Raw genomic sequence first — 22,575 nt, forward strand, 5'->3', positions numbered from 1 at the left:
GACCTATGACACCTTATTCTTAAACTTTCTAATTCCCCACGCTACTTTATAAGTTCTATAGAGTAGATCATAAATTACCATTTCGTGTAAGCGATTTTTGGATCTAAATAACCTATTCATAAGCATATGAATATAACTACCCATCATATCATCTAATTCGGGTTTACTCACAACGGATAAAATCTTTCTAATTAAAACTTCACTATGCTTACTCTTTTCTGCTAAAACATCAATAATAGGCGCATAATCAGCATCCGTTTCTCTTTCAAAATTTAAAAAACTCTTAATCTTATCATGCTCATTCCTGAATTTTTTATCTAGTTGCTTTTTTAGGCCTTTATTCATACCAAATTCGGCTCCAAAACCAAGTTTTAATCGTTCCATTAAAGCCATTTTTTCATCTTCTTTATACCCAAAATCCTGTAGCTGTTGATCTATTGCTCTTGTTGCAAACAACCATCTTAGTTCTTCTCCTTCATCTCCATCAATCATATCCAAAAAATCTACGATCATCTTACTGTCCAGAAAAAATAATTCTTCTGACTCGCTCATAGTTTTTACTCCATAACGCTCTATTTCTCTCTGATATGTATCTAGCTGTATTTTCCAGATCAGATCTTCGTCAGAAAACTCTTTAAGCGAAGCATATAAAGCATTAATAACTCCAGCCACATTCTCAGGATTCTCATAATGGAATCTAACTCTAATATGGTGTTTTGGGTCGTTATACCGAATGAAAAACCATTTATCAATGATATCATTTTCTAATAAATTCATTGCAGTAGGTTTAATAATATCTGTCAGAACCAAATCTGAGGTTTTAGGCCCAGTATATATTTTATAATATAACCATTCACTACCCACTATAAAAGATCTTTGTACGTCCATCATTAATTCTGCAAATTTTTTAATTTCTTTTCATTATAAAACGACATAACAATTTGATTTGTATATCCTTTTTCTCCTTCTTTTATCAAACTCTCATTGACATGCAAAAACTCTTTAAGTTTAAATCTACTTCTCTTTTTTACAGTATTCAATAACATTTTTATAGAGGTAGTATTTTTAGAGTTAATTAGCAATTCATTATCGCCATCTACCAGAAGTACAAACTGTGGTAAACTTTTAGTATCCACAAAGTTCTCCAATTCTTTATAAAATTGATTTTCATCATTCAGATTATTTAATAAAGGTTGTATTTCGGATGATGAAATATTCCAAATTGCATTAGAGAATATAATATCTTTATATTCTACTCTTGGTAAAAAATCATACTCTTCGGCAAATGGTCCCCAATCAAAGGCAATACCTCCTCTCTGGTTTTGCGTTTGCATATTCGCTAAAAACTGATAAATCGGCAGTGCGTTACTTGAATAGTTATGTGCATTGGTTAAATGTGGGATCACTTCTTTATCGAACTTTTTAGACCTCAATATCACCTTCCCGTTAGGGCTAGCCGAAATCATTAGATCATCTAATAAAAGTTGTTGTTCATCATTCAGAATAGACTTTGCCAGATATGGGATTTCATATTTTCTAAAACTGGGTCTCATCAAAATATTTCCGACTCGAGACTCTGGCAAATGCACAATTTCTGCAAGAATTTTGTCAGGATTTAACTTTGTTTCTAGATCGATTATTTCTTTTGTATAAATATCTAAATCTTTGTCTCCATGACAAAAGCGTCCTAAAAGGTTTGCGGCACTTGAGCCTCCACAGCTAGACATCGTAATTTTTTCGACTCCATCTACCTCTACCAATTCTATCATAGAAGAAATAGTATCCGGTAAATCTTCCCAATTTTCCTCGAAACCATTAAAATCTTTGTCTGTTAATACCAAAGTACTCTGCTGTTCCTTAATACAGGCTAGCAATCTTTTATTAAGTACTGCATGTATTGGAGACCATCTAACATCTCTTATAGCTGTTTTTTCTCTTTTGAATGGTAGTACAAGATCATCAATTATTTGACTTACATCTCCCGAATCTTTATCCTGCAAGAACCCAATTCCAAGTTCTACATCGAGTGCTTTTGATAAAGAGACTTCTCTACTCTCGTATCGCTCATAAAACGCTGTTTTAAATCTGGAATTAAGTGTTTCTTTTGGTGGTAATGTAAGTTTATTAAGTAATGATAATCCTTTCTTTATCTTCCTTACGGTTTCGTGACTAATTGTATTCGTTTCTAAAGAAAGGTTCATGTCTGTCTGAAACATATACTTCAATTCGAAACCGGTACCTAATTTCTTTAAAGATTCACTAAGATCGATGTATTCCTTTGCTGGGTTTCCTATATTTTTATCTATCCGCTGCAATGTTAATTGTACACTTTCTAGCTCAGAAATGATTTGTTCAGTTCCCGATAGTTTTTTAAGAACCGGTATTATCTGATCTAAAAATTCGGGCCCAGAAACAGATGGTTCTAACTCACTAATCAACAATTGACTTTCTACTAATTGATCTATAAATCCAGATGCTTCTTCATGACTAATTTCATCATCTACCAATAATTCTGCTAACTCATAGAGTTGAGATCCCTTTCTGGCTTCAGAAAGCACTTTTTGTAAATACTCAGAATCTTCTACCGCTACGATATGATGTACTCTTCTACTTTCTACATAGGTATACTCTACATATCTGAGTTGCTTACCAGCTTTATAAATACTGGTATTAGGGTAAAAAAGAAGTTGATCCCGAATCATTTTATCTTTAACAATATCCTGAGATAGCGCTACCAGATAATTCATATCCAATCGGGTATGACGATTGTTTTTTGATTTATCCAAAAGTTCAATGCTCGTAATATCCGAAAAACTTCCAACCGCTGTTCCTGCAAATAGACCAAAAGGCGTACAACGTGAGGACATTCTGCTAATGTATTTTAATACAGAATACATCATACGATCTGACGCTGCCTTTTCTCTGATATCGCCTTTCAACCACTTTTCGAATTCCTGATATAAAGAAGGTGATGCTAAAAAAATAGCTTCTTTGATAATTTTATCAGAACAGACTTGTTTTAGCTCTTCTTCTTTTAGTGTTTTATTTTGAGTAAGCTCTTTATAGAATGAAAAGGAAAATAGAGGAGTACGTAAAACGTATTTCGGGAAATTTTTATAGCCCATAGTTTTTTCGCTAGGTAAGATTAGTTAATCATTAAACATTGGTTCCATTGATTTTCTGATGGTGCTAAATAGGAAATCATGGATAAACCTATTCCAGCTATTCCTTCTAATAAATTAGCTTCATTTTTCCATTCTTCCTGATCACCTCTCCATTGTTTGTATCCTGCGTAACCGTCTTTATATGTATCCATTTTTAGTGCTTCTTCCATCCAAAAATCTGCTGTTTCTTTAAATATTAATTCTTTAGTTTCTTTATACATATAATTAAACATAGTGATGATTCCAAACACGCCATGGCATAAACCTGTATCATTTATTCTTGCCTCTTCAACATCTCTTCTTTTGGTAGAATTTTTTAACGTCTGTATAGCTAATTCTTTATATTCACCATTATCTAATGCCTTGCCTGCCTTCCAAAGTGAAATCCCCATTCCTAAATCTCCATAACACCAAGCCAATCTGCTATTGGTGTATTTTTCCATTTCGGGGTACACCCAACTAGGAAAAAAAGAACTTTGGCTTTCTCCAGGATATTTATAACTGATTATAAAATCTACTGCACCAATTAATAAATCTTTTACATACTCCTGGAAATCCTGATATTGGTACAATCTACTTAAAAAATTAATGACACTTGCCATTCCGTGTGACAAACTTAAATTAGTGCCATGAAGATTATCTTTCTTGTGTAACTCGTACTTCCAGAAAACTCCTCGTTCATTCGTATGCGAGCTCTTCCTGAGTGCTTTGATAAGCTGGAAAAGATATTCTTTATACTGATGTCTTAAGGGCTCTGATGCTGTATTTTGATATCTCTTTAAAAAATAATACCCATACCCTATTGCTCCGTGTAAAAAATCAAAATATTCATTCTTAATATCGGATTCCATGGATTCTAAAAGGTAATTATCTAAGTCGGATAAAAGTTCATCATTGTCAATATCGATAAACTCTTCTTCATTTAACAACTCTAATACCCATCCTGCCCCTGCAATACCTGTACAAAAAGTAGGAAAAGAATATCCATCATTCATACGTTGTATAGTTTCTGATATAACGGCTACCCCTATGTCTGCAATTTGTTCATCCTCTACAAAACGTGCATAATAAAACTGAAAAAGTGAGATACCAGAAATACCAGACAAAACTCCTAGATGTTCTTTATCTGCATAATTTTCTTTTAAAATATGATGTATTTCTTTTAATTTTTCTTTTAAAATTTCGGTCGTATTCATTGAAGATTAATTCATTTTATTTCATTGGTGGTCTAATGTAGCACCTAATTAGAGAAATGAAAAATTATATGACCCTATATTGGACAAAATGAGGAGAAAGCTCTTTAAAAAAGAAGTATATTATGATTATCAGATATCTTTTATTTGCATAAAAACGTTTATCGAAAACTATATCCAGAAAATTCTATATAGAGATAAACAGCATACAAAACGAATAGATGACTAAGCGAGGAATTTTTCTAAGAAATCATTTTTAATCAGATATTATAAGATGTTATTATCATTTTCAGGTTATTGGTTTTAAAATTTCCCTACGAATAGATCGTAGGGAAACAGAAATTATTTTGATTATAATATTACGGTAACTATTTCTTATTTAGCCACACATCCTATTCCTCCTTCCCAAATAGGCACTGAATTACATAATGCATTTGTAGCATTCGGTCCTCCACAACCAAAGGACATAGTACCTGTTACACTTCCTCCTTTAATATTCTTAAGATTCAGATTACTAATCGTTTGTTTGTTAAGCTCTAAATTTTTTAATGATTTTTTCATGATATGAAATTTAAAAATGCACCTACTCTATACTAAGGTTTTCGGCTTCCCCTTATCAAATCCTGATAGGACTAAAGTAGGTGACAACTTAGAAGCTTAAAAACTAAAACTCCGCAGTTTGTTCAAACTGCGGAGCTAAATTTGGTGTGTTAAAAATTTGTATTTATTGTTAGAAAATTACACTCTAATAGTTAATACGTATCACTATCATTACATTTAATATAAGTATTATCGAAATTTACAGTAGAAACACTACTGCCCCCTTGTACTTGAATCATTTCTGATGTTGTTATCCTAGCTATAGTAAGCTTTTTCAGCGTAATTGTGTTTGTTTTTTTGCTTTTCATAAGTTTAAAATTTGCGTGTTTATTATATATCTAAATGGCATGGAAAAATATCCTACCATTCATTAAACGAAATATACTCCTTATGTTTTCTTATTCATAACGAACAAACCTCAAATTGTCTAATTTGCGTCTCTTCGACAGCAAAAAAAAGTCACGTATACTCGGTTGCTAATTTTTCTATATTCTTGATATAATAGGATGGATTAAGCCCGGTTCTTGCTCTAAAATGTTTCGTAAATGAATTGTCACTTTTATAGCCAATCTCAGTGGCTATTGACGTAATCGAAAAAGATCTAAACTTTTTATCTTTTTTTAATCGTTTAAGTACATACTCAATTCTCAGATCATTGATATACTCATTAAAATTTTTCATTTTATAAGTACTAATAATCTTGGATAAATAGGTCGCATTACTTTTCACCTTTTTCGCCATTCCTCTAAGGTTGCAATCTGATTTCAAGAAATATTCCTGTTCCTCTAATCTTTCTAATTTTTGTAGTATACTATTAACTTTTTGATCATCGATATTTAATTCTTTTACCAGCATCTTGCCACTTTTCATTGTTTCTTTAGCTTCTAGCTGTTCTATTTTTTCAACTAATTGGACAAACGTATTTTTACTCTTTTGCTGCTTTTTTAAATATACACCTACCATGCCTATAAGAAGTATACAAATGATAATCAAAACACTACTTGTTACATATTTATTTCTGCTTTCTTTTATCATTTCATCTTGTAAAACACCTATCTGTGACTCTAATTCTCGAGCTTCTTTCTTATAAATTTTATTTACTGTCTTGTCCTTATTTATTTGATAATATTTGTTCAGTCTAACATATTCGTCATTCCAGAATAGTGCTTGTTCGTACTCCTTTTTCGCTCTATAACAATTGGCTAACAATAAGTGCAATTGAATTACTGGCGCTTTGTTTTTATCACTTTCTTTTATAACATCAATACTTTTACGTGCATACGTGATTGCTTGATCATACTTCTTCTGTTGATAATAACAGCTAGCCATAAAATAGTTAGTATTCACTGTTGGGTAAAATTTGCTTTCAACCTCTTCTGTCGATAAAATCTCTTCAGACTTGATTAGATACTCGAGTGCTTTAGGGTAATTCTTTTGATAATAGAAAACCATTCCTTTTTTTATGTATAAATCGAGTAGCCCTATTTTAAAGTCAATACGTTCACTGATCTCAATTCCTTTATCTGCATAATACAAGACTTCATCATACATTTCTTTAGCTAGATATACATCATTAATAGTTGTATATACGCGTACATGATTTTCGCTGTTTACAAATGAAGTACGGTGAATGGTTTTAAGCATATGATCAGATATTTCAATGGCTTTGTCTAGCTGATTCATTCTTGCTAATACTACGATAAGCCCAGATTTAGCGATCATTTCTCGATCAATATCTCCTATCATATTTGCGATATCTATAGCTGCATAATATGAATCCAATGCCTGTTGGTTATCTCCTTCTAGTAGATACATATTCCCTTTTAAACTATATGCTTTTCCTAATTCTTTTAATTGGTTTTTTGCTTTCGCGATTTGTATCGTTTTATCCAAATATTGTAAGCTTTTTGGATGCGCTGCTTTATAATAGAAAAAAAGACCTATGTCATAATATTTTTCTGCAAGATTACCATCTGAATATCGATTGGTCAAAAGTGCTTTTTCATAGATCCCGGTTTCTTCTGGATATGTTTTTTTTATTAATTCTACTAGTTCTTCGGCGGTTTTGTATCGTAAACTATCGGGAATTACTGTTGATTGTTCTTGCCCGTATGTTTTTGTTATTGAAAAAACGGATGCAAATACATAAAGAAGTACATATTTAGGTATGCATCTTTTAACAAAAGAAATCATTTGAATCAATATTATGTGATGATCCAAATGTAATAATTACTTTCTTAAAAAGAGTTTATTAGATCAATTACGGTATTTTTCGTATTGTAATCAAGACCTAACGAGATAATCACTTAAAGAAAAGACTCTCCACTTATTGAAGAATCTTTTCTAAAAAACATAAAATGTATTATGGCATTAATGCATATGTATAGGTTGGCAATCAGGACCTCCCAACCAAATGCAGTGTGGATAATTGTTTCCTCCTTTTACAGATTGTTGCTTTTTCTTATCTATAATTGAGACACTATTCATCTCTAAAATTTTATCTAACATATCTAAGTGTTTTAAGTACCTACTCTATTATAAGGTTTTCGGTTTTCCCTTATCAAAATGGATTGTCGACATTACTTTTCAGAAAATCTGAAACTCAATTAATGTCTTATGCAAACTGGCATTGTACCAGGACCTGTTCGAGCAGTATTACCACAGGCATTCATTTCTGAAGGCGTACAGGTTATTGCAGAAGTAAAACCGGCTCCTCCTCTAACTTTATTAAGATTTAAATTACTAATCGTTTGTTTTTTTAGCTCTAAATTCTTTAATGATTTTTTCATGATTTAATCGTGTGTTTTTAACTATATTATTGGAAATAAAATGGGATTAACTAAAAAGTGAAAAACATATAATCTTTCAGTCTCAATCTATCGAATACCAAATAGGAACTAATAATTAAAAAAAACATAAACTCTATTTAATAACAATAAACTACTTTTTGCGTGACCTGATTTTTCGGATTAATGTAGTATTTGATAGCACGTTCCATTTGCAGAACAAGTCCCAGTACAAGTCAAAAGACATTCAAAAAATTCTTCGCCTGGGCAAGTTGAACATCCATCTGGTCCTGCAGCAATAATAGATTGTTGCTCGCTTCTATTTAGTTTTGACACTCCTTTTAATTCTAAAATGTTATTAAGCATAATTGTATGTTTTAACTACCTACTCTATTATAAGGTTTTCGGTTTACCCTTTGATCAAAATAGACTGTCGACATCGCTTTGATTGTGACACTAAGCTAGATTGAAAAAAAGAGGATCAAAAACAAAACAACCCTGTTTTGGATAAAACAGGGTTGTAAAAAAACTCTGGAATATTGTAGGGTTTTTACTTTATCGTGTATACTTAATCAGGGATCTATCACACAAGGGTCATCATTGCTATGCATTGTGGTTGAAGGCAAACTACTTCCTCCTTTGATTTGATGCATCATATCTGCTTGAATTCTAGCAATAGTTAGCTTTTTGAGACTGATTTTGTTGTTTTGTTGTTTCTTCATAAAAAGGTAATTAAGTTAATATACTGTTTCCTTCTTAAAGATATTTTTTATTAAACAGCCATCACAATACACCTACCCTGTTTTGGACAAAAACGGGTTGCTTTTTGTACACTTTACGTAATGTGATTCTTCTGTGCTAACTTTTCTATATTCCTTATATAATAGGATGGATTCAATCCTGTTTTTGCTTTAAACCTTTTGGCAAAAGCATCGTCACTTTTATACCCTACCTCAGCAGCAATAGACTTCACAGAAAAGGCTCTGAATTTTTTATCATTTTTTAAGCGTTGTAATGCATACTCAATTCTTAAATCTGTGATGTATTCATTAAAATTCTTTCCTTTATGAGTATGGATAATCTTAGTTAAATACGTGGTATTCGTTTTCACCTTTTTGGCTGTGGTACTTAGGTTACATTCCGGTTTTAGAAAGTATTCCTGATGCTCCAACTTCTCCAAACCTTTTAATACTGCAGTAACCTTATCATCATCAATGAAAATAGATGTTTTCTTATTTTTCGTATTTTTTATTTTGTTTTCAACCTCTAAATGATTGATTTTTTCAACTAGCTTTGAAAATACAATTTTGTTAGTCTGCTGCTTTTTATAATATTTATATCCTATAAGTAATAGTCCTAAAAAAACCGCAATCATCACCATAAGCACATACGTGGTAATACTTCCTTTACTTTTAAGTTTTGCTATTTCTTCCTCATACTTTTCGGTTTCTCGCTCATAAATAGTATCTACCGTTTTATCTTTTTCTTCCTGATACCTATTATTTAATTGTACATAGAGATTTTCCCAATAATGAGCTTGTTCGTACGCTTTCTTTTTAAGATAACAATTGGCCAGTAACAAATGTGACTGGATGACAGGTAATTTCCCTAAATCTTCTTCCTTAATAAAATCCATGGTGTTGCATAAATAAGAAATTGCCTTCTCATAGTTTTGCTGTTCACAATAACAAGCTGCCATATAATAATTGACTTTTACTCTTGGAAATAAGTTATTCGCAACCTCATGATGCTCCAAAATATCTTTAGCCTTATGTAGATTATCAAAAGCCTGACTGAAATCTTTTTTGTAATAATAGACAATCCCTTTTTTAATATACAAATCCACCAAACCTTCTTTAAAATCTAGTGATCTGCTAAGTTCAATGCCTTTATTTGAATAATATAATACAGAATCATATTGCTCCTTGTCTAAATATACTTCATTGATATTGGTAAGTATAGAAACATGATCAATCCCATTTTTAAAGGATGTTTTATCAATGGCCCGTAACATTTCTTTAGAAATTTCTAAAGCTTTATCTAACCTATTCATTTTATGTAATACCAATACAAGGCCTGAATTCGCAATAATTATATTTTCAGAATTTTCTTCTTTTTTAGCAATACTTACCGCTTCGTGATAATTGTTAAATGAATTCTGATGTTTTCCTTCTCTAAGAAATGTAGCCCCATTTAGTATATAACTCCAAAATGACAGGTTTTTATCATTTAGTTCATCCCCTATTTTATAGACTTTATTTGCATATTTGATACTTCTTTTAAAATCTTCTTTTCTATAAAAATGAAACCCCAACCGAAGATAAAACTTGGCTGAGACTGAATCGTTCTTATGAAAACTCTTTAATACTTCTTCATAAACTTCTATATAATCAGCATCAGAAGAGGTAATCAAGTCTACCAACGCTTCTGGAGTTTTAGTTTTTAGACTATCAGGAATGATGAATTTAGTATCCTGCGCGTTTGTAAAAACAGGTATTGCAATACATAGTAATAGGAAAATGGGAAATATCCGTGTTTTAAAAAAAGTCATTATCATTATTGAGGAGTGTACCTCCCAAATGTAATCATTCTTTTTTGGACTTTTTTTTTAGGTAATAATCTCAAATAAAAAGGAACTTGTCTAAAAATTAATGGTACAACTCTGTGATTGGCCAAACCATTTTACTCGGTTACGAGAGGCTAATTTATAAATTCCATCCCGAATCATTCTAGGAACAAATGCTAACAAAGCCGCTACACGTTTCCATTTTGGAATTTTAGATACTATTTTTAAGAAACCATCCGAATGGGTATGTGATCCATTTTCGTCGATAAGAATTACGGTATCTAAACGTTCGGTCGGATATCTATGTTTTCTGAGTAACTCCTGTCCTTGAGGAGATTGAAAAGGAATAAAATGAAAAAGATCTTCTGGCGCAAACTTCATTAACCACCCCACAACACCGTTACATAAATTACATTCGCCGTCAAATATGATAATACTTTTGTTAAAAGAAGTTTCCATTTTATTGATTTTTAAGTTTTTACACGGTTATAGTCGTATAGAACCATCAATCATTTCAATACTACAGTGAGAATTATGATAAATTTTAGGATCATGGGTTGCGATGACCACTGCTTTATTTCTAGATCCCGTTATTTTTTTGAGTAACTCAAAAATTAATTCAGAGTTTTTTTGATCTAGATTTCCGGTAGGTTCATCAGCAATAATTAAGGCTGGATCATTAATAAGAGCTCTAGCAATAGCCACTCGCTGTTGTTGACCACCAGAAAGTTGATACGAAGGCCGTTTTGCAAAAGCTTTCATGCCTACTTCATCTAATAAACCTAAAGCGTTTTCTTTAATCTCTTCTTTACTTTTTTGAGATAATTTCATTGCTGGAAGCATTACATTCTGTAGTACACTAAACTCGGGAAGTAAATAATGAAACTGATACACAAATCCAATATGTTTATTTCTAAAATCAGTAAGAGCAGAAGGTGTCAAATTTTTAATATCCTGATTATATATATTTAAGTTTCCTTGGAAATCAGTATCTAAAGTCGATAGGATATACAATAAGGTTGATTTTCCGCTTCCGGATTCTCCAAATACTGAAACCAGTTCTCCTTCGGAAATTGACAAAGAAATATCTCTTAATACCTGATGCTTTTCTGGTTCCAAAAAATACTTATCTATATGTTGTGTTTCTAAAATCATATTCCTCTAATAATCGTTACAGGATCTACCTTGCTTGCTTTTTTTGAAGGAAAATATCCTGCAAAAATAGTTGTTAATATTCCAAAGAAAAACCCTAATATATAATATGACATCTTAAAATTAATCGGATAGGTATCTACAATTATAAAATCTGATGTATCCAATGGTGTGGTAGAAATTAAATAACTAATTATGTATCCAAAAAAACCTCCAAAAAACGCACCCAATACCCCGATAATCAGCGATTGCACAAGAAAAATGAATACAATATCATTGCTAGAATATCCAATGGTTTTTAGCACTGCAATGTCTTTTCTCTTCTGGATCACTGTAATATTAAGAATATTATAAATTCCAAATCCTGCCACTAAAAGCAATGCAAAAGAAACAGACCAGGTAAGTATGTCACGAACCTTATTCCCTATCACAATCGTCTTGTTGCTATCTTTCCAATCTTCTGTTACAATACCATTAATATTTTCTGCTAAATAGCTTTTTAGACGAACGTCATCTCTATCTTTCAGTTTTACATGAATATTCGTAATACTATTTTTTTTGCCTAATAAATTCTGTAATGTAGTTGCAGAGACATACGTTCTTACATTATCTATAGTGGTAATCCCAAAACTAAATACACCTGCAACTTTTAGTGCAGTGTTCTTACCATTAGGAAGTATCATTTTTATTTCATCTCCCGTAGAAATCTGTAATCGTTTGGCCAAACTAACTCCTAAAAGAATCGAATTTTCTTTTAACAAGCTCTGAAAACCTTCTCCTTCTATTAACCGTCTTTCTAGGTCTACCATATTACTTTCCTGAGCGGGAAAAATTCCATTGATACTCCCTGGGAACTGCTTAGATTCGCTAATCAAGATTGCGGGCGAAATAATTTGGTGAGCAAAGGATTGAACATTCTCATCAGCTTTCAGGACATCATCAACCTTATTACTATTTTCTATATAATTGGATAGTATATTAGAAGTTGTAGTAGATTGTTTTTTTGATTTTGCGCTAACTATTATATCTGGGCTTCCATTAAAAACTGCATCATCAAGAAAATCGTTTACACCTGTCATAAAATTGATCATAACAATAAAAGTTGTTACACCCAACAGAACTCCTATTGCAGCTAAAAAGCTTTGCTTCTTTCTTGCAAATAAGTATTGTAACGCTATGAATATGTTTGTTTTATTAAAAACTTGTTTAGACATATCTCATAGGTCGGCAAAATAAGGATAGAATTACAGAAGTATGTTAATAGAAAATAAGTTTTGTAATTAGAAAACCTTTATCAGTTCAAAAAGTTATTTTTTCTTTTTACTGCTTTTTGCCAAAGGATTAAAATCTAAGCATAATTGTAGCCAGTATTCCAGATCTTCATCCAGATCAAACCCATCTGCCGTTACAAAAACATATCCTTTCATTGGTCTGCCTGTAAAATCCATAGGATGACAACCTTCTCTTTTTATTGCTTCTGCATATGCTTCCTCTCCTATACGAGCCATCAAAAGATCTGTTTCCTTCTTTTTATCATAATGGATTCCACAACACATCTTATTATCCACCATAAAACAGAGACCTCCCATCATTTTTTTTGTATAGAAACTCGCTCTTTTTTCTTTTAGCGTTTGATGAATCCGATCAGCTATATATTCGCTGTATGCCATTATTGAATTGCTTTTGTTAAATATTCATTTACAGGATGCATCACTTTCCAATACGTCATAAGTTCATCTATAAGAGATTCACTAGTAATAAGAGATGGAGCTTCTTCTCCGACAAAATAAAATTGTTTGTTGGCAATCAAAGGTTCTTTTTTATAGGTTTCTTTCCATTCTTTAGGAATTCGTTTCAAAGCTCTGCCTTTGATCTCTCCAAACTTTTGAACAAAATCACTATTCTCTATTAATCTTCTAAATTCTGAAGGATCCTGGTTAATTTTGGTCCTTACATTGTATAATTGTTCTTTCGAAATACCAAAACATCCTCCCATAATTCCAACCATTTCTGGAGAAAAACGTAAAAACATCCCTGGAACACTCTTGTCCTTACGACCACCTCTGGATACAAATGCAGTATAATGTAAGTTATATGGTGATTTATCTTTAGAAAAACGAATATCATTATGAATACGAAGTATACAATCCTTAGGCATAATCTCTAACTTAGGATCATATTTTTGTATTTCCTGAATCATTTTGCCTATAAAAATCTCAAAAGGTATCTTGATGCTTGCTTCATATCTCTTTTTATGAGCGTGAAACCATTCTTTATGATTATTCTCTGATAGTTCTTCAAAAAAATCGACAAAATCATTGGTGAAATATTGCATAAACTAAATTACTATTATTTAAATATTAATCAAACTGTTAGTTAGAGTGAAATCAAAAACTGTATGCTATTGATTATGTATTATAATTTCAAAATTACTTCTTTTAGACTTCACTCTAAATAACAACTAACACTATACTAAGACATAGAGTGAAACGCTACTCGATTTCCCTCTGTATCAAGAAAAATAGCCATAAAGCCGTTTTCTCCAATAGAAGTTTTTGGCATTAAAACCTTTCCTCCTGCCTTCTCTACTCGAGCTAATGGAACAGATAAATCTTCTCCTCCATTAAGGTATGCAAATGTTCCTTCTTGAGAAGGAGTGTTTCCATTTCCGTGTGTTACGCAACCTCCTACGCCTCCAGCCTTATATGGGAAAAAGGCCATTTTAAATTCCATATCCATAGGTTGAAGCTCTGTCTCTAAAAGTTCGCTGTAAAACTTTACTGCTCTTTCAAAATTGGTACTTGGTATTTCAAACCAGCTAATTGCATTTGACATATATAATATATTGTATTGATTAAGAATATCTCAAAGGTATACGATAGAAGTCAGTAAGAAAAACATTATTTTTGAAAAAACATAGGTTTCTAAAATGAAAAAAAACGAAGAATTATTCTTTCTGATAAAGTCATTGACTAAAAGCGAAAAACGTTATTTTAAAGTAAACGCAGTAGGAAATGAAACATCAGAATACATACTATTATTTAATGCAATTGATGCTCAAAAAAAATATAACGAAGCCGAAATTAAAGAGTTATTTAAAAACAAAGCATTTACGAATCAATTAACCACAATAAAAAATTACTTAAAGCAACGTATTTTACAATCTTTAAGAAATTATCATGCTCGAATTTCTATACAAGCAGAATTAACAGACATTCTACGTAATATAGAAATTTTATTTCATAAAGGCTTATATACCGTTTGCGAAAGCGAACTAAATCGAGCAGAGAAAAAAGCGATACATTTCCAACAAGATTTATTATTATTTCAACTTCGGGATTGGAAAAGAAAAGTACATCAGGCGTTATATCCGCAGGATTTCGAAACTTTAAAAAACATTGTCTCAAAACAAAAAACTTCACTTAACTCAACCGTAGAGTATATCAATCTTTTATTAGCAAATATTGATCCCATAAATTTCTCTTTATCTCATAAAAAAACACATCGAATTCAGAACAAAACACTAAAAACCCTTCATATATATCGAAAACAGCTTGCAGCAAAAAACTATGAAAAAGCAAAACATACTATAGAAAAACTCATAAAAGAATGGGAACAGAATCCGAAACTACTAAAAGAGTATTTCACCACTTACTTCTCGGTCTACAACAACTATCTTGGGTATCTGGTATTTAAAAACTTACACAAAGAAGCTTTTGTTAGAATTTTACTATTAAAACAAAAAGCAAAAGAAATTACAACTTCTTCTGCTTCCTTAATAAAAGAAACTTTGCGGCTTTATAACATTGAACTCGAGATCCATAGAAACCTTAAAGATCTTCACAATACGCAAGAGATGATTGAGAATATTCAGGAATTCATTAGCAATAACAAAACGATGATCCCTGCTAATTACTGGCTTTCTTTCCGCTTTCAATTTGCCAACATATACTTTCAGAAAAAAGATTATAAAAAGGCATTACATTGGATCAATGATATTCTTAATTGTCAAACCAAAAAAGATCGAAAAGATTTAATTACTTATACATACTGGCTTAATCTATTAGTACATTATGAACTCCAAAATGAATTTACTTTGAGATACTTGATTGATGCTATCAAAAAACATTTAAAAAAGCAAAAAAACATAGAATCCTATGAGAAATTATTATTAAAGTTTTTATCAAAAACTGTTGAATATCCTGAAAAAGAAAAGAAAAAAGCATTTGATCAACTTTCTGAACAATTAAAGGAAGACCCGGTTCCTAAGTATATTATTGGATATCTAGATTTTAATGATTGGATTAATCATAAATATTAGCTCTTCTTTTCGTCTTTTTCTGAAAGTAGTGCGAAGAAATTATTTTTATATGTGTTTCCTATAGATAATTGTCTATCAATAATCTCGATATAGTCAGAACCATAAGCAGTTATTTTATCCAGTGCAACTATATGGGACTTATGAATACGAACAAATTGATCAAAAGGTAAGAGTTTTTCTAAATCTGTTAACTTATGATAAACGACTAATTGTTTATCTAACAAATGGATTTTTACATAATTACTCAATCCTTCAATGTAGAGAATTTCATTATAATTTACTTTAACGTTTTTTCTATCTACTTTAAAATATTCATATGATTTAGAAACAATTTTGGCATCATGATCATCTGTTCTTTTCGAACTTCCCACCTTATTTACAGCTCTTAAAAACCTTTCGAAAGAAAAAGGTTTTAATAAATAATCTAGCACGTTCAATTCATATCCTTCTAAAGCAAACTCCCTGTACGCTGTTGTTATAATTGTAGCAGGAGGATGATCTAAGGTTTTTAAAAAGCTTAGGCCCGTTATTTTAGGCATTTCTATATCCAAAAACAGAATATCTACATGATATTCTTGAAGAACCATTAAAGCTTCCATTGCATTATCACACACTTGAAGCACCTCGAGATTAGGCGTATCCTCCACAAAACCTTTTACAATATTTTGTGCAATTGGCTCATCATCAACAATAAGGCATTTAAGATTCATCTATGGTCAATTTAATTGTTAAGTTAACTATAAAAGAATTATTGGTTCTGCGTATATGCAAGTCTTTGTCTTTTCCATAGATCAGATCCAGACGCCGAGTCACGTTTTGAAGTCCAAGTCCTCCCCCTTCTTTAATATCTTCTTCTTTAAGTTTGGAAATACTGTTCTCTAAGGTAAAAAACAATTCACTTGTAGAAACCTTTATCTGAATAGTAATCCATCCTTTTTTTACTTCATTTTTTAGTCCATGCTTAAAAGCATTTTCTATAAAAGGTACCAGAATCAAGGGAGGAATTTCAACACTTTCTACATTACCTTCTACCCTATAGTTAATATCCACACGTTTTTCGTAGCGTTCTTTTTCTAATGCTATTATATTTTCTATTAAAGTAAGTTCTTTATTCAATGCTACTTTTTCAGTATTGGACTCATACAATGTATAACTCAAAATATCCGAAAGCTTTAAAATAAGAGCTGGAGTTTTTTTAGAATTTTCTAATGCCAATCCATAAATACTATTTAAGGTATTGAACAAAAAATGAGGATTAGTCTGTGATTTTAGAAACTTCAACTCAGCATTAGTTTTTTCTTGTTTTAATACTTCAGTCTCATTACGCTGTTTAAACCAATCGCTGTACAGCTTAAAACCAGTAGTAAAAGCAACTGTAGTAGCTATAAGCATTATACATTGTACTAATCTGAAGAAATTTAATGGATCTATAGGTTTTCCATCTACCCATTGAGGAAAATAGATGGGGTATCCCCAATACAGTACAAAATATCGGTGTATGATTGCGGTAATTATCAAAATTACGACTAGCAAAAAAACATATAATCCAAAGTTGTTTTTATACAAATACTTTGGAATTAAAATAAACCAATTTATGTAAACGGCAATCACTCTCGTTGGCAAATACAAAAGCTCAAAAATAACAGCATCTTTAAAAGATTGACCATGTCCCCATTCTGAAATAGCAAACAACACCATAATTGCTAACCAAAATAATAGATGATATGTAATGTGTTTTATATTCAAGATTTTCAAGATACAATGGTCTACAAAATTAATATTTAAGCCACCTGTTCATTTGCTTTTATGTAAACTAAGGCAAAACTTATGCGAAATTAGGACGCATTGTTTACATAAATCTCACGCAATTTTACGGAAAACGGATAGAGAATCAGATAAAAACTTAAATATCAGATTTTTATATTATTATTTTTAAAAAAGATTCTAATAAAAATTCATCTTAAAATCAATCTAAAAACAACAGTAACCTAAGATAGAAACATCATGAATAGAAAACAATTTTTAAAAAACAGTATGATTACTAGCAGTTTTATTGTGCTATCACCCCATATAGTATTCAGTAAGCAACAAGATGACCCACAATTAGATAAAAAAATAGTTGCAGAATTTGTAGGTGCAGGGCATGGTAAACTCGAAAAAGTAAAAGAACTTTTGGAAGAACATCCTACACTAATTAATGCTGCGCATGATTGGAAATTTGGTGATTTCGAAACAGCATTAGGAGCAGCAAGTCACGTAGGTCATAAAGAATTAGCTAAATACCTTATCGATAGAGGTGCTCAAGCTAATATATTTACCGCAGCACTTTTTGGAAGAATCGACATTATAAAATCTATGTTGGATTATTTTCCTAATACGCTTCATGCCAAAGGTCCACATGGTTTCACTCTCTTACATCATGCTCAGCGTGGTGGAGACGACGCAAAAGAAGTTGAAGAATATCTTATTTCATCGGGAGCAAAAGAAACCAAAATCAAGCTGTATTAAAAATCACTTTTAAAAAAGCTGTATTTTTATTGTGTTAACAATGGAATGTTAATCTAATAAAATATGACTGACACCGAAACTATCCTGAAGAATACTTTAGTCAACTTTCATAAACTTACTGATGCCGAATTCAATGATTTTTTGAAAATTACAAAGTTCAAAAAATTAAAAAAGAAAGAATTCCTTCTGGAAAGTGGTCACTATAACCCTGGTATACTATTCATCACTAAAGGGATTATAGGTTTATATGAAATCATTAATACAAAAGAAGTTTATACTTCTTTTTTTCTATCTTCAGATTTTGCAAGTGAAATTACAAGTCTTGCTTCTCAAAAAACTTCTACAAAAAGTATGATTGCTATTACGGATGCAGAAGGGTTTTATATCAAAAGAAGCGATCTTTTACAACTATATGATAAGTCAGCCTCTTTCGAACGGTTAGGAAGAAAGTTATTAGAGCATCTGTTAAGTGAACAACATAAATTTACTTCGATGCTCACCTCCCTGAAACCAGAAGATCGTTATAAATACATATTAAAAAACAATCCTGAACTAATTAAGCGAATTCCACTTCAATATTTAGCCTCTTATATGGGCGTCGCAAGAGAAACTCTAAGTAGAATCAGAAAAAGATCCTTATAAGTTTCATTTTGTGACGATAGTCACATTATTCCTTTACTCATATTTCTAGTTTCACATCGTATAAAACTTTAAAATTAAAACGATGAAAAACATGATAATTCTTATGGTGTGTACTTTTTGTTTAAGTACAACCAATTGTAAGTCTCAAAACTCAGAAAAGGATATGAAAAAAGAAATCACAGAAGTAATAGAAACATTTATAATTGCTGGAGAAAAAAGAGATATACCGGCCTTTGATACAATATTACATCCAGATTTTAGGGTTATAGTTAATCAATATCCTACTCCAGAAAAAACTTCGATCATTCCGGGAGCAGGATACATTGCATTAATGACACAGAAGAAAATTGGTGGTAAAAAATATGATACAGAATTTCTGCACATTAATGTTGCTAAACATTCTGCAACAGCAATTGTTCTTTTAAAAAATAAAGAAAGTAGTATGCAAGTAACTTTTCTTCTTATTAAAAATAATAATGGAGAATGGAAAATAATGTCTGATTTGGCAATTCAAAACCCAAATTCTTAATAGTAAAGCTAAAGCCCGTATTTCTATAATACGGGCTTATTAATTATTTATTGATAACGTTTTTACTAATGAGCTTCATTAGGTTTAGAATTTCCATACAATGGCAGCCCTTCTAAAGGATACAATAGATCTTTATTAAATTCATCAAATTTGTATTCCGAAAGTGTAAAATAATAAACGTAACTCTCTTCTTTTTTAGGTGAAAGTAACTGAATACTTACTTTGCTAGGTAAATATGTTCCGATACTAGTTTCTCTGCGATCAAATCTAACAGTACCATGCTGTAATCCTTTCGGCATAGTAATGAAAAAATCATTGATTGTAACTTCTGTAAGATCTATGAATCCGGTTTCTTTATTTATATAAATTAACCAACGATCATACTGGTTATTTGGTGCTTCTGACCCCCAGGTAGCATACACCAAATCGTATTGTTTATTCTCAAATTCCTTTTCTCCTGCATATCTTATTACTGTAGCTTCTAGCATCCTAAAAGGAGATTCTAATATATAATGGTATGTAGCCAAACCCCAAATATAACGGTCATGTTGGTGCTTCTTAAATCTATCCTTATCATTACTTGTTTTATACCCTTGCCATGATTGTAACCCTTGTATGATTCCTTTTTTTCTACCTTCTAGATATTCTAACTGACCGTCGAAGGTATTTGTAGCAAAACGAAACTGGAGATCGTTTTTATTATTACCAGGAAAAGCATTCATAGGCATTACAAGCCAACCTTTTTTCCAGTTAAATTGTGCAGTAACTTCATACACATCTGTGTTAGAGAATTTATCATACCCCATCTTTTTCATAGAGGTTTCTAAAAGTTCTCTTCCCTTAGTGTCGGCTTGATCTGGATTGTTTACTAAATAATCACTACGTAGATCAACAGATTTGCAGGATTGTAGAAGTAGGATTGAGATAAAAAAAAGTGATATTTTTATTAATAATTTCATCATTTTTTAGATTAAAATTAGACAGTAGTTTTCTTTTGTAAATTTTTTAAAGCTTTCTTCATCACTGACGGTAACATGATGTTTTTAGCCATCCATTTCTTAATAATATTCCCGTTAGGATCATAGTACTGCGTCCAGATAACTTCTGTCCCCTCAATTTTTTCTGTAAGTTGGAAGTATCCCAAATGGTTTTTAACAATATGCATATCAGCAATCATGTATGCATATCCATATGGTGGATCCCAGTGCACTATCTTTTCTTCTAATAAATCCGGACCGAATTGACAATTACGCTCACACCCTTCTCCCCATTCACCTTGTGAATTGGCTTTTGTAAGATCTACTTCTTTAATCATAGGCATCCAGGAAGTCATTCCTTTATGATCAGAAACCACGTCCCAAACCTTATGAATAGGCGCGTGTATAAATCTCTCTATTCGAAGTTGTTTTGGGGCGACAGTAAATTGTTTTACATCAAGTACTTCCATTTTGTTTCTATAAATTAGACCATTCTACTTATTTTAATATCAAAAAAATATTAAGCTCTTATAAATTCAAAAGTCATTTTCAACCAAGTATCCATATCTTTTCTTGACCTTTCTACTTTCATTTTAAAAAAAGTTCCATAAAAACCTGAATGCAAGTAATTTGCAATTTCCTTAGCACCGAATCTATTAGTAATTTCCTTAGCTTCTTGTCCTTTTTTAACAATCTCTGCGATCAAATCCAGCCAGTGATCAAACTGCTCTTTAGTTTCTTTGGCCAAAGAATCATACAATCTGCCTGTTTCATTTCCCATATTATTTATTAAACATCCACTACAAAAATTGTCATCTTCATTATAACCAATTAACAATTTGTAAAACGATTTTAGAGTATTAATTGGAGTTTCTGTTGATTCCTGAAAAATTCCTTTGAGCCAACTCCTATTTCCTTCTCCATAATATTGGATTACCTGTATGGCAAAATCTTCTTTCGATTCAAAAAAATTGTAAAAAGATCCTTTTGGAATACCAGCTTCTTTTAGGATTTGATTAATCCCAACATGATGGTATCCATTCTTTCGAATCACCTGGTAACCGACTTCTAAAATATCCTCTTTATTATGTTTATATCCCATTTTGAAATGGTAAATATATAAAAAAAAAAATCAAATTAGACCAAATGGTTTAGTTTTGATTCGAACTTAATTACTAGCTATATCCTAAAACTTAGGAAAAGATAAAAATAGTCCATATAGCTATTCTAATTAAAACGTTTTAACCAAAAAGAAATCAAAAATTTAAAACTAGCGAAGTATATAATTAAAGTATTGATTGTTAATTAATTAAAATGATTAAACAAAAATTTAACATAATAAAATTTGTATCCTAGACGAGTGGTCATATTTTTGTGATCCCAAAATTAGAAAATGTCAAAGACACTTAAACACGAAATAAAAGCAGATCACCTTTTAGAAAAGGGATTGGAAATTATATGGTCTAAAGGGTATAATGGCACTAGTGTTAATGATATTGTAAAAGCTGCAGAAGTTCCTAAAGGTTCTTTTTATTTTTATTTTGATAGTAAAGAAGATTTTGCGATAAAAGCATTAGACAAATATTTTACGATGCAATTCACTCCTGCATTAGAAGTTCTAAAGCATAGTGATGGATCACCCAAACAACGGTTATTAAATTTCTATGAGTTCCGAATCACGGTGCTTAAGGAGCAGCTAGAATGTAAAATGGGTTGTTTAGGATGCAATATCAGCAATGAAATGTCCGAACATAACGAAAATATTAGAAATGCCGTACTGGATAGACACAATCTAATTAAAAATGAAATTATTACAGTAGTTAAAGAAGCACAACAATTGGGTGAAATAAGTTCTTCTGTAAATGCTGAAGATCTCGTAGGGTTTATTGAAGATGCCGGAAAAGGTGCAATGACGACCATGAAAGAAATGCAGGACTCATATCCTGTCGATAATCATATACATATCGTGAAGAGTATGTTAATCAAATAATTTTTTTTTAGTTTATAAATAGACGACCGGTCAATTTTTGATTTATAAATAAAAATAAAAAGACCTGTCCTAATATATTAAATCAAAACGTCTTAATAAGTAAATAGTAACAACAAGCACTTAGTCAATCATGTAATTTTCATAATC

Annotated in this window: 27 protein-coding genes; 5 read left to right on the forward strand and 22 right to left on the reverse strand. The window is 31.3% G+C overall.

Annotated elements, in window-relative coordinates:
- Positions 1–3 precede the first annotated feature (3 nt).
- From Q0829_RS10220 to Q0829_RS10300, 17 genes are all read right to left on the reverse strand, one after another.
- Positions 4–891, reverse strand: a complete 888-nt coding sequence (locus tag Q0829_RS10220) for a thiopeptide-type bacteriocin biosynthesis protein (RefSeq protein ID WP_298542110.1) — start codon at positions 889–891, stop codon at positions 4–6.
- Positions 891–3,125, reverse strand: coding sequence for a lantibiotic dehydratase family protein (locus Q0829_RS10225; protein ID WP_298542112.1), 2,235 nt, complete (start codon positions 3,123–3,125; stop codon positions 891–893). Before Q0829_RS10225 ends, Q0829_RS10220 begins: the two co-directional genes overlap by 1 nt.
- A gap of 20 nt (positions 3,126–3,145) precedes the next feature.
- Positions 3,146–4,360: a lanthionine synthetase C family protein gene (locus Q0829_RS10230; RefSeq protein WP_298542115.1), complete on the reverse strand. Its 1,215-nt coding sequence runs from the start codon at positions 4,358–4,360 to the stop codon at positions 3,146–3,148.
- A gap of 372 nt (positions 4,361–4,732) precedes the next feature.
- The gene (locus Q0829_RS10235; RefSeq protein WP_118459490.1) at positions 4,733–4,918 is read right to left on the reverse strand and encodes a hypothetical protein; all 186 of its coding nucleotides are present in this window, start codon (positions 4,916–4,918) and stop codon (positions 4,733–4,735) included.
- 191 nt (positions 4,919–5,109) lie between these two features.
- A complete protein-coding gene (locus Q0829_RS10240; protein WP_298542117.1) occupies positions 5,110–5,265 on the reverse strand; it encodes a hypothetical protein in 156 nt (51 codons plus the stop codon).
- Between the two features lie 151 nt (positions 5,266–5,416).
- The gene (locus Q0829_RS10245; RefSeq protein ID WP_298542120.1) at positions 5,417–7,150 is read right to left on the reverse strand and encodes a tetratricopeptide repeat protein; all 1,734 of its coding nucleotides are present in this window, start codon (positions 7,148–7,150) and stop codon (positions 5,417–5,419) included.
- Positions 7,151–7,327: 177 nt separating this feature from the next.
- Positions 7,328–7,465 carry a hypothetical protein gene (locus tag Q0829_RS10250; RefSeq protein WP_298542122.1) on the reverse strand — a complete coding sequence of 46 codons (138 nt, stop codon included), beginning with the start codon at positions 7,463–7,465 and terminating at the stop codon, positions 7,328–7,330.
- Between the two features lie 98 nt (positions 7,466–7,563).
- Positions 7,564–7,746 carry a hypothetical protein gene (locus Q0829_RS10255; protein WP_298542124.1) on the reverse strand — a complete coding sequence of 61 codons (183 nt, stop codon included), beginning with the start codon at positions 7,744–7,746 and terminating at the stop codon, positions 7,564–7,566.
- Between the two features lie 180 nt (positions 7,747–7,926).
- Positions 7,927–8,109 (reverse strand): hypothetical protein, encoded by a 183-nt coding sequence (locus Q0829_RS10260; protein WP_298542127.1) that lies wholly within the window; start codon positions 8,107–8,109, stop codon positions 7,927–7,929.
- Between the two features lie 206 nt (positions 8,110–8,315).
- Complete coding sequence (locus Q0829_RS10265) at positions 8,316–8,465, reverse strand: class I lanthipeptide (protein ID WP_298542129.1); 150 nt, start codon at positions 8,463–8,465, stop codon at positions 8,316–8,318.
- Between the two features lie 113 nt (positions 8,466–8,578).
- The gene (locus tag Q0829_RS10270; RefSeq protein ID WP_298542131.1) at positions 8,579–10,294 is read right to left on the reverse strand and encodes an AraC family transcriptional regulator; all 1,716 of its coding nucleotides are present in this window, start codon (positions 10,292–10,294) and stop codon (positions 8,579–8,581) included.
- Positions 10,295–10,384: 90 nt separating this feature from the next.
- Complete coding sequence (locus Q0829_RS10275; protein WP_298542133.1) at positions 10,385–10,768, reverse strand: DCC1-like thiol-disulfide oxidoreductase family protein; 384 nt, start codon at positions 10,766–10,768, stop codon at positions 10,385–10,387.
- A gap of 27 nt (positions 10,769–10,795) precedes the next feature.
- Positions 10,796–11,464, reverse strand: coding sequence for an ABC transporter ATP-binding protein (locus tag Q0829_RS10280; protein ID WP_298542135.1), 669 nt, complete (start codon positions 11,462–11,464; stop codon positions 10,796–10,798).
- A complete protein-coding gene (locus Q0829_RS10285) occupies positions 11,461–12,675 on the reverse strand; it encodes an FtsX-like permease family protein (RefSeq protein ID WP_298542137.1) in 1,215 nt (404 codons plus the stop codon). Before Q0829_RS10285 ends, Q0829_RS10280 begins: the two co-directional genes overlap by 4 nt.
- 93 nt (positions 12,676–12,768) lie before the next feature.
- The gene (locus Q0829_RS10290) at positions 12,769–13,131 is read right to left on the reverse strand and encodes a TfoX/Sxy family protein (protein WP_298542140.1); all 363 of its coding nucleotides are present in this window, start codon (positions 13,129–13,131) and stop codon (positions 12,769–12,771) included.
- Positions 13,131–13,796 (reverse strand): DUF2461 domain-containing protein, encoded by a 666-nt coding sequence (locus tag Q0829_RS10295; RefSeq protein WP_298542143.1) that lies wholly within the window; start codon positions 13,794–13,796, stop codon positions 13,131–13,133. Before Q0829_RS10295 ends, Q0829_RS10290 begins: the two co-directional genes overlap by 1 nt.
- 137 nt (positions 13,797–13,933) lie before the next feature.
- The gene (locus Q0829_RS10300) at positions 13,934–14,296 is read right to left on the reverse strand and encodes a VOC family protein (protein ID WP_298542146.1); all 363 of its coding nucleotides are present in this window, start codon (positions 14,294–14,296) and stop codon (positions 13,934–13,936) included.
- A 94-nt stretch (positions 14,297–14,390) separates the two neighbouring features.
- On the opposite strand from Q0829_RS10300, the gene Q0829_RS10305 reads away from it, so the two are divergent.
- Positions 14,391–15,782 (forward strand): hypothetical protein, encoded by a 1,392-nt coding sequence (locus tag Q0829_RS10305; RefSeq protein ID WP_298542148.1) that lies wholly within the window; start codon positions 14,391–14,393, stop codon positions 15,780–15,782.
- On the opposite strand, the gene Q0829_RS10310 is transcribed toward Q0829_RS10305, so the two are convergent.
- Together Q0829_RS10310 and Q0829_RS10315 are read right to left on the reverse strand one after the other, a co-directional pair.
- Positions 15,779–16,492 (reverse strand): LytTR family DNA-binding domain-containing protein, encoded by a 714-nt coding sequence (locus Q0829_RS10310; RefSeq protein WP_298542151.1) that lies wholly within the window; start codon positions 16,490–16,492, stop codon positions 15,779–15,781. The genes Q0829_RS10305 and Q0829_RS10310 overlap by 4 nt on opposite strands.
- Positions 16,482–17,528, reverse strand: a complete 1,047-nt coding sequence (locus tag Q0829_RS10315) for a histidine kinase (RefSeq protein WP_298542153.1) — start codon at positions 17,526–17,528, stop codon at positions 16,482–16,484. Before Q0829_RS10315 ends, Q0829_RS10310 begins: the two co-directional genes overlap by 11 nt.
- Before the next feature lie 258 nt (positions 17,529–17,786).
- Here Q0829_RS10315 and Q0829_RS10320 point away from each other — a divergent pair, with 258 nt between their 5' ends.
- The 3 genes from Q0829_RS10320 to Q0829_RS10330 all read left to right on the forward strand — a co-directional run bounded on the left by Q0829_RS10320 (position 17,787) and on the right by Q0829_RS10330 (position 19,461).
- Positions 17,787–18,290: an ankyrin repeat domain-containing protein gene (locus tag Q0829_RS10320; protein ID WP_298542156.1), complete on the forward strand. Its 504-nt coding sequence runs from the start codon at positions 17,787–17,789 to the stop codon at positions 18,288–18,290.
- A 63-nt stretch (positions 18,291–18,353) separates the two neighbouring features.
- Positions 18,354–18,932, forward strand: coding sequence for a Crp/Fnr family transcriptional regulator (locus Q0829_RS10325; protein WP_298542159.1), 579 nt, complete (start codon positions 18,354–18,356; stop codon positions 18,930–18,932).
- A gap of 163 nt (positions 18,933–19,095) precedes the next feature.
- Positions 19,096–19,461 (forward strand): nuclear transport factor 2 family protein, encoded by a 366-nt coding sequence (locus Q0829_RS10330; RefSeq protein WP_298542161.1) that lies wholly within the window; start codon positions 19,096–19,098, stop codon positions 19,459–19,461.
- Positions 19,462–19,526: 65 nt separating this feature from the next.
- Here the strand turns inward: Q0829_RS10330 and Q0829_RS10335 are convergent, their stop codons facing one another.
- The 3 genes from Q0829_RS10335 to Q0829_RS10345 are packed head-to-tail and all read right to left on the reverse strand — an operon-like array spanning position 19,527 to position 21,540.
- Positions 19,527–20,423 (reverse strand): hypothetical protein, encoded by an 897-nt coding sequence (locus Q0829_RS10335; protein WP_298542164.1) that lies wholly within the window; start codon positions 20,421–20,423, stop codon positions 19,527–19,529.
- A 14-nt stretch (positions 20,424–20,437) separates the two neighbouring features.
- A complete protein-coding gene (locus tag Q0829_RS10340; protein WP_298542167.1) occupies positions 20,438–20,908 on the reverse strand; it encodes an SRPBCC family protein in 471 nt (156 codons plus the stop codon).
- Positions 20,909–20,958: 50 nt separating this feature from the next.
- The gene (locus Q0829_RS10345) at positions 20,959–21,540 is read right to left on the reverse strand and encodes a TetR/AcrR family transcriptional regulator (RefSeq protein ID WP_298542170.1); all 582 of its coding nucleotides are present in this window, start codon (positions 21,538–21,540) and stop codon (positions 20,959–20,961) included.
- A gap of 291 nt (positions 21,541–21,831) precedes the next feature.
- On the opposite strand from Q0829_RS10345, the gene Q0829_RS10350 reads away from it, so the two are divergent.
- On the forward strand, positions 21,832–22,428 hold the full coding sequence (locus Q0829_RS10350; protein WP_298542173.1) for a TetR/AcrR family transcriptional regulator: 597 nt from the start codon (positions 21,832–21,834) through the stop codon (positions 22,426–22,428).
- Positions 22,429–22,575 lie beyond the last annotated feature (147 nt).

The organism is uncultured Aquimarina sp., from assembly GCF_947492405.1.
Classification (GTDB): domain Bacteria; phylum Bacteroidota; class Bacteroidia; order Flavobacteriales; family Flavobacteriaceae; genus Aquimarina.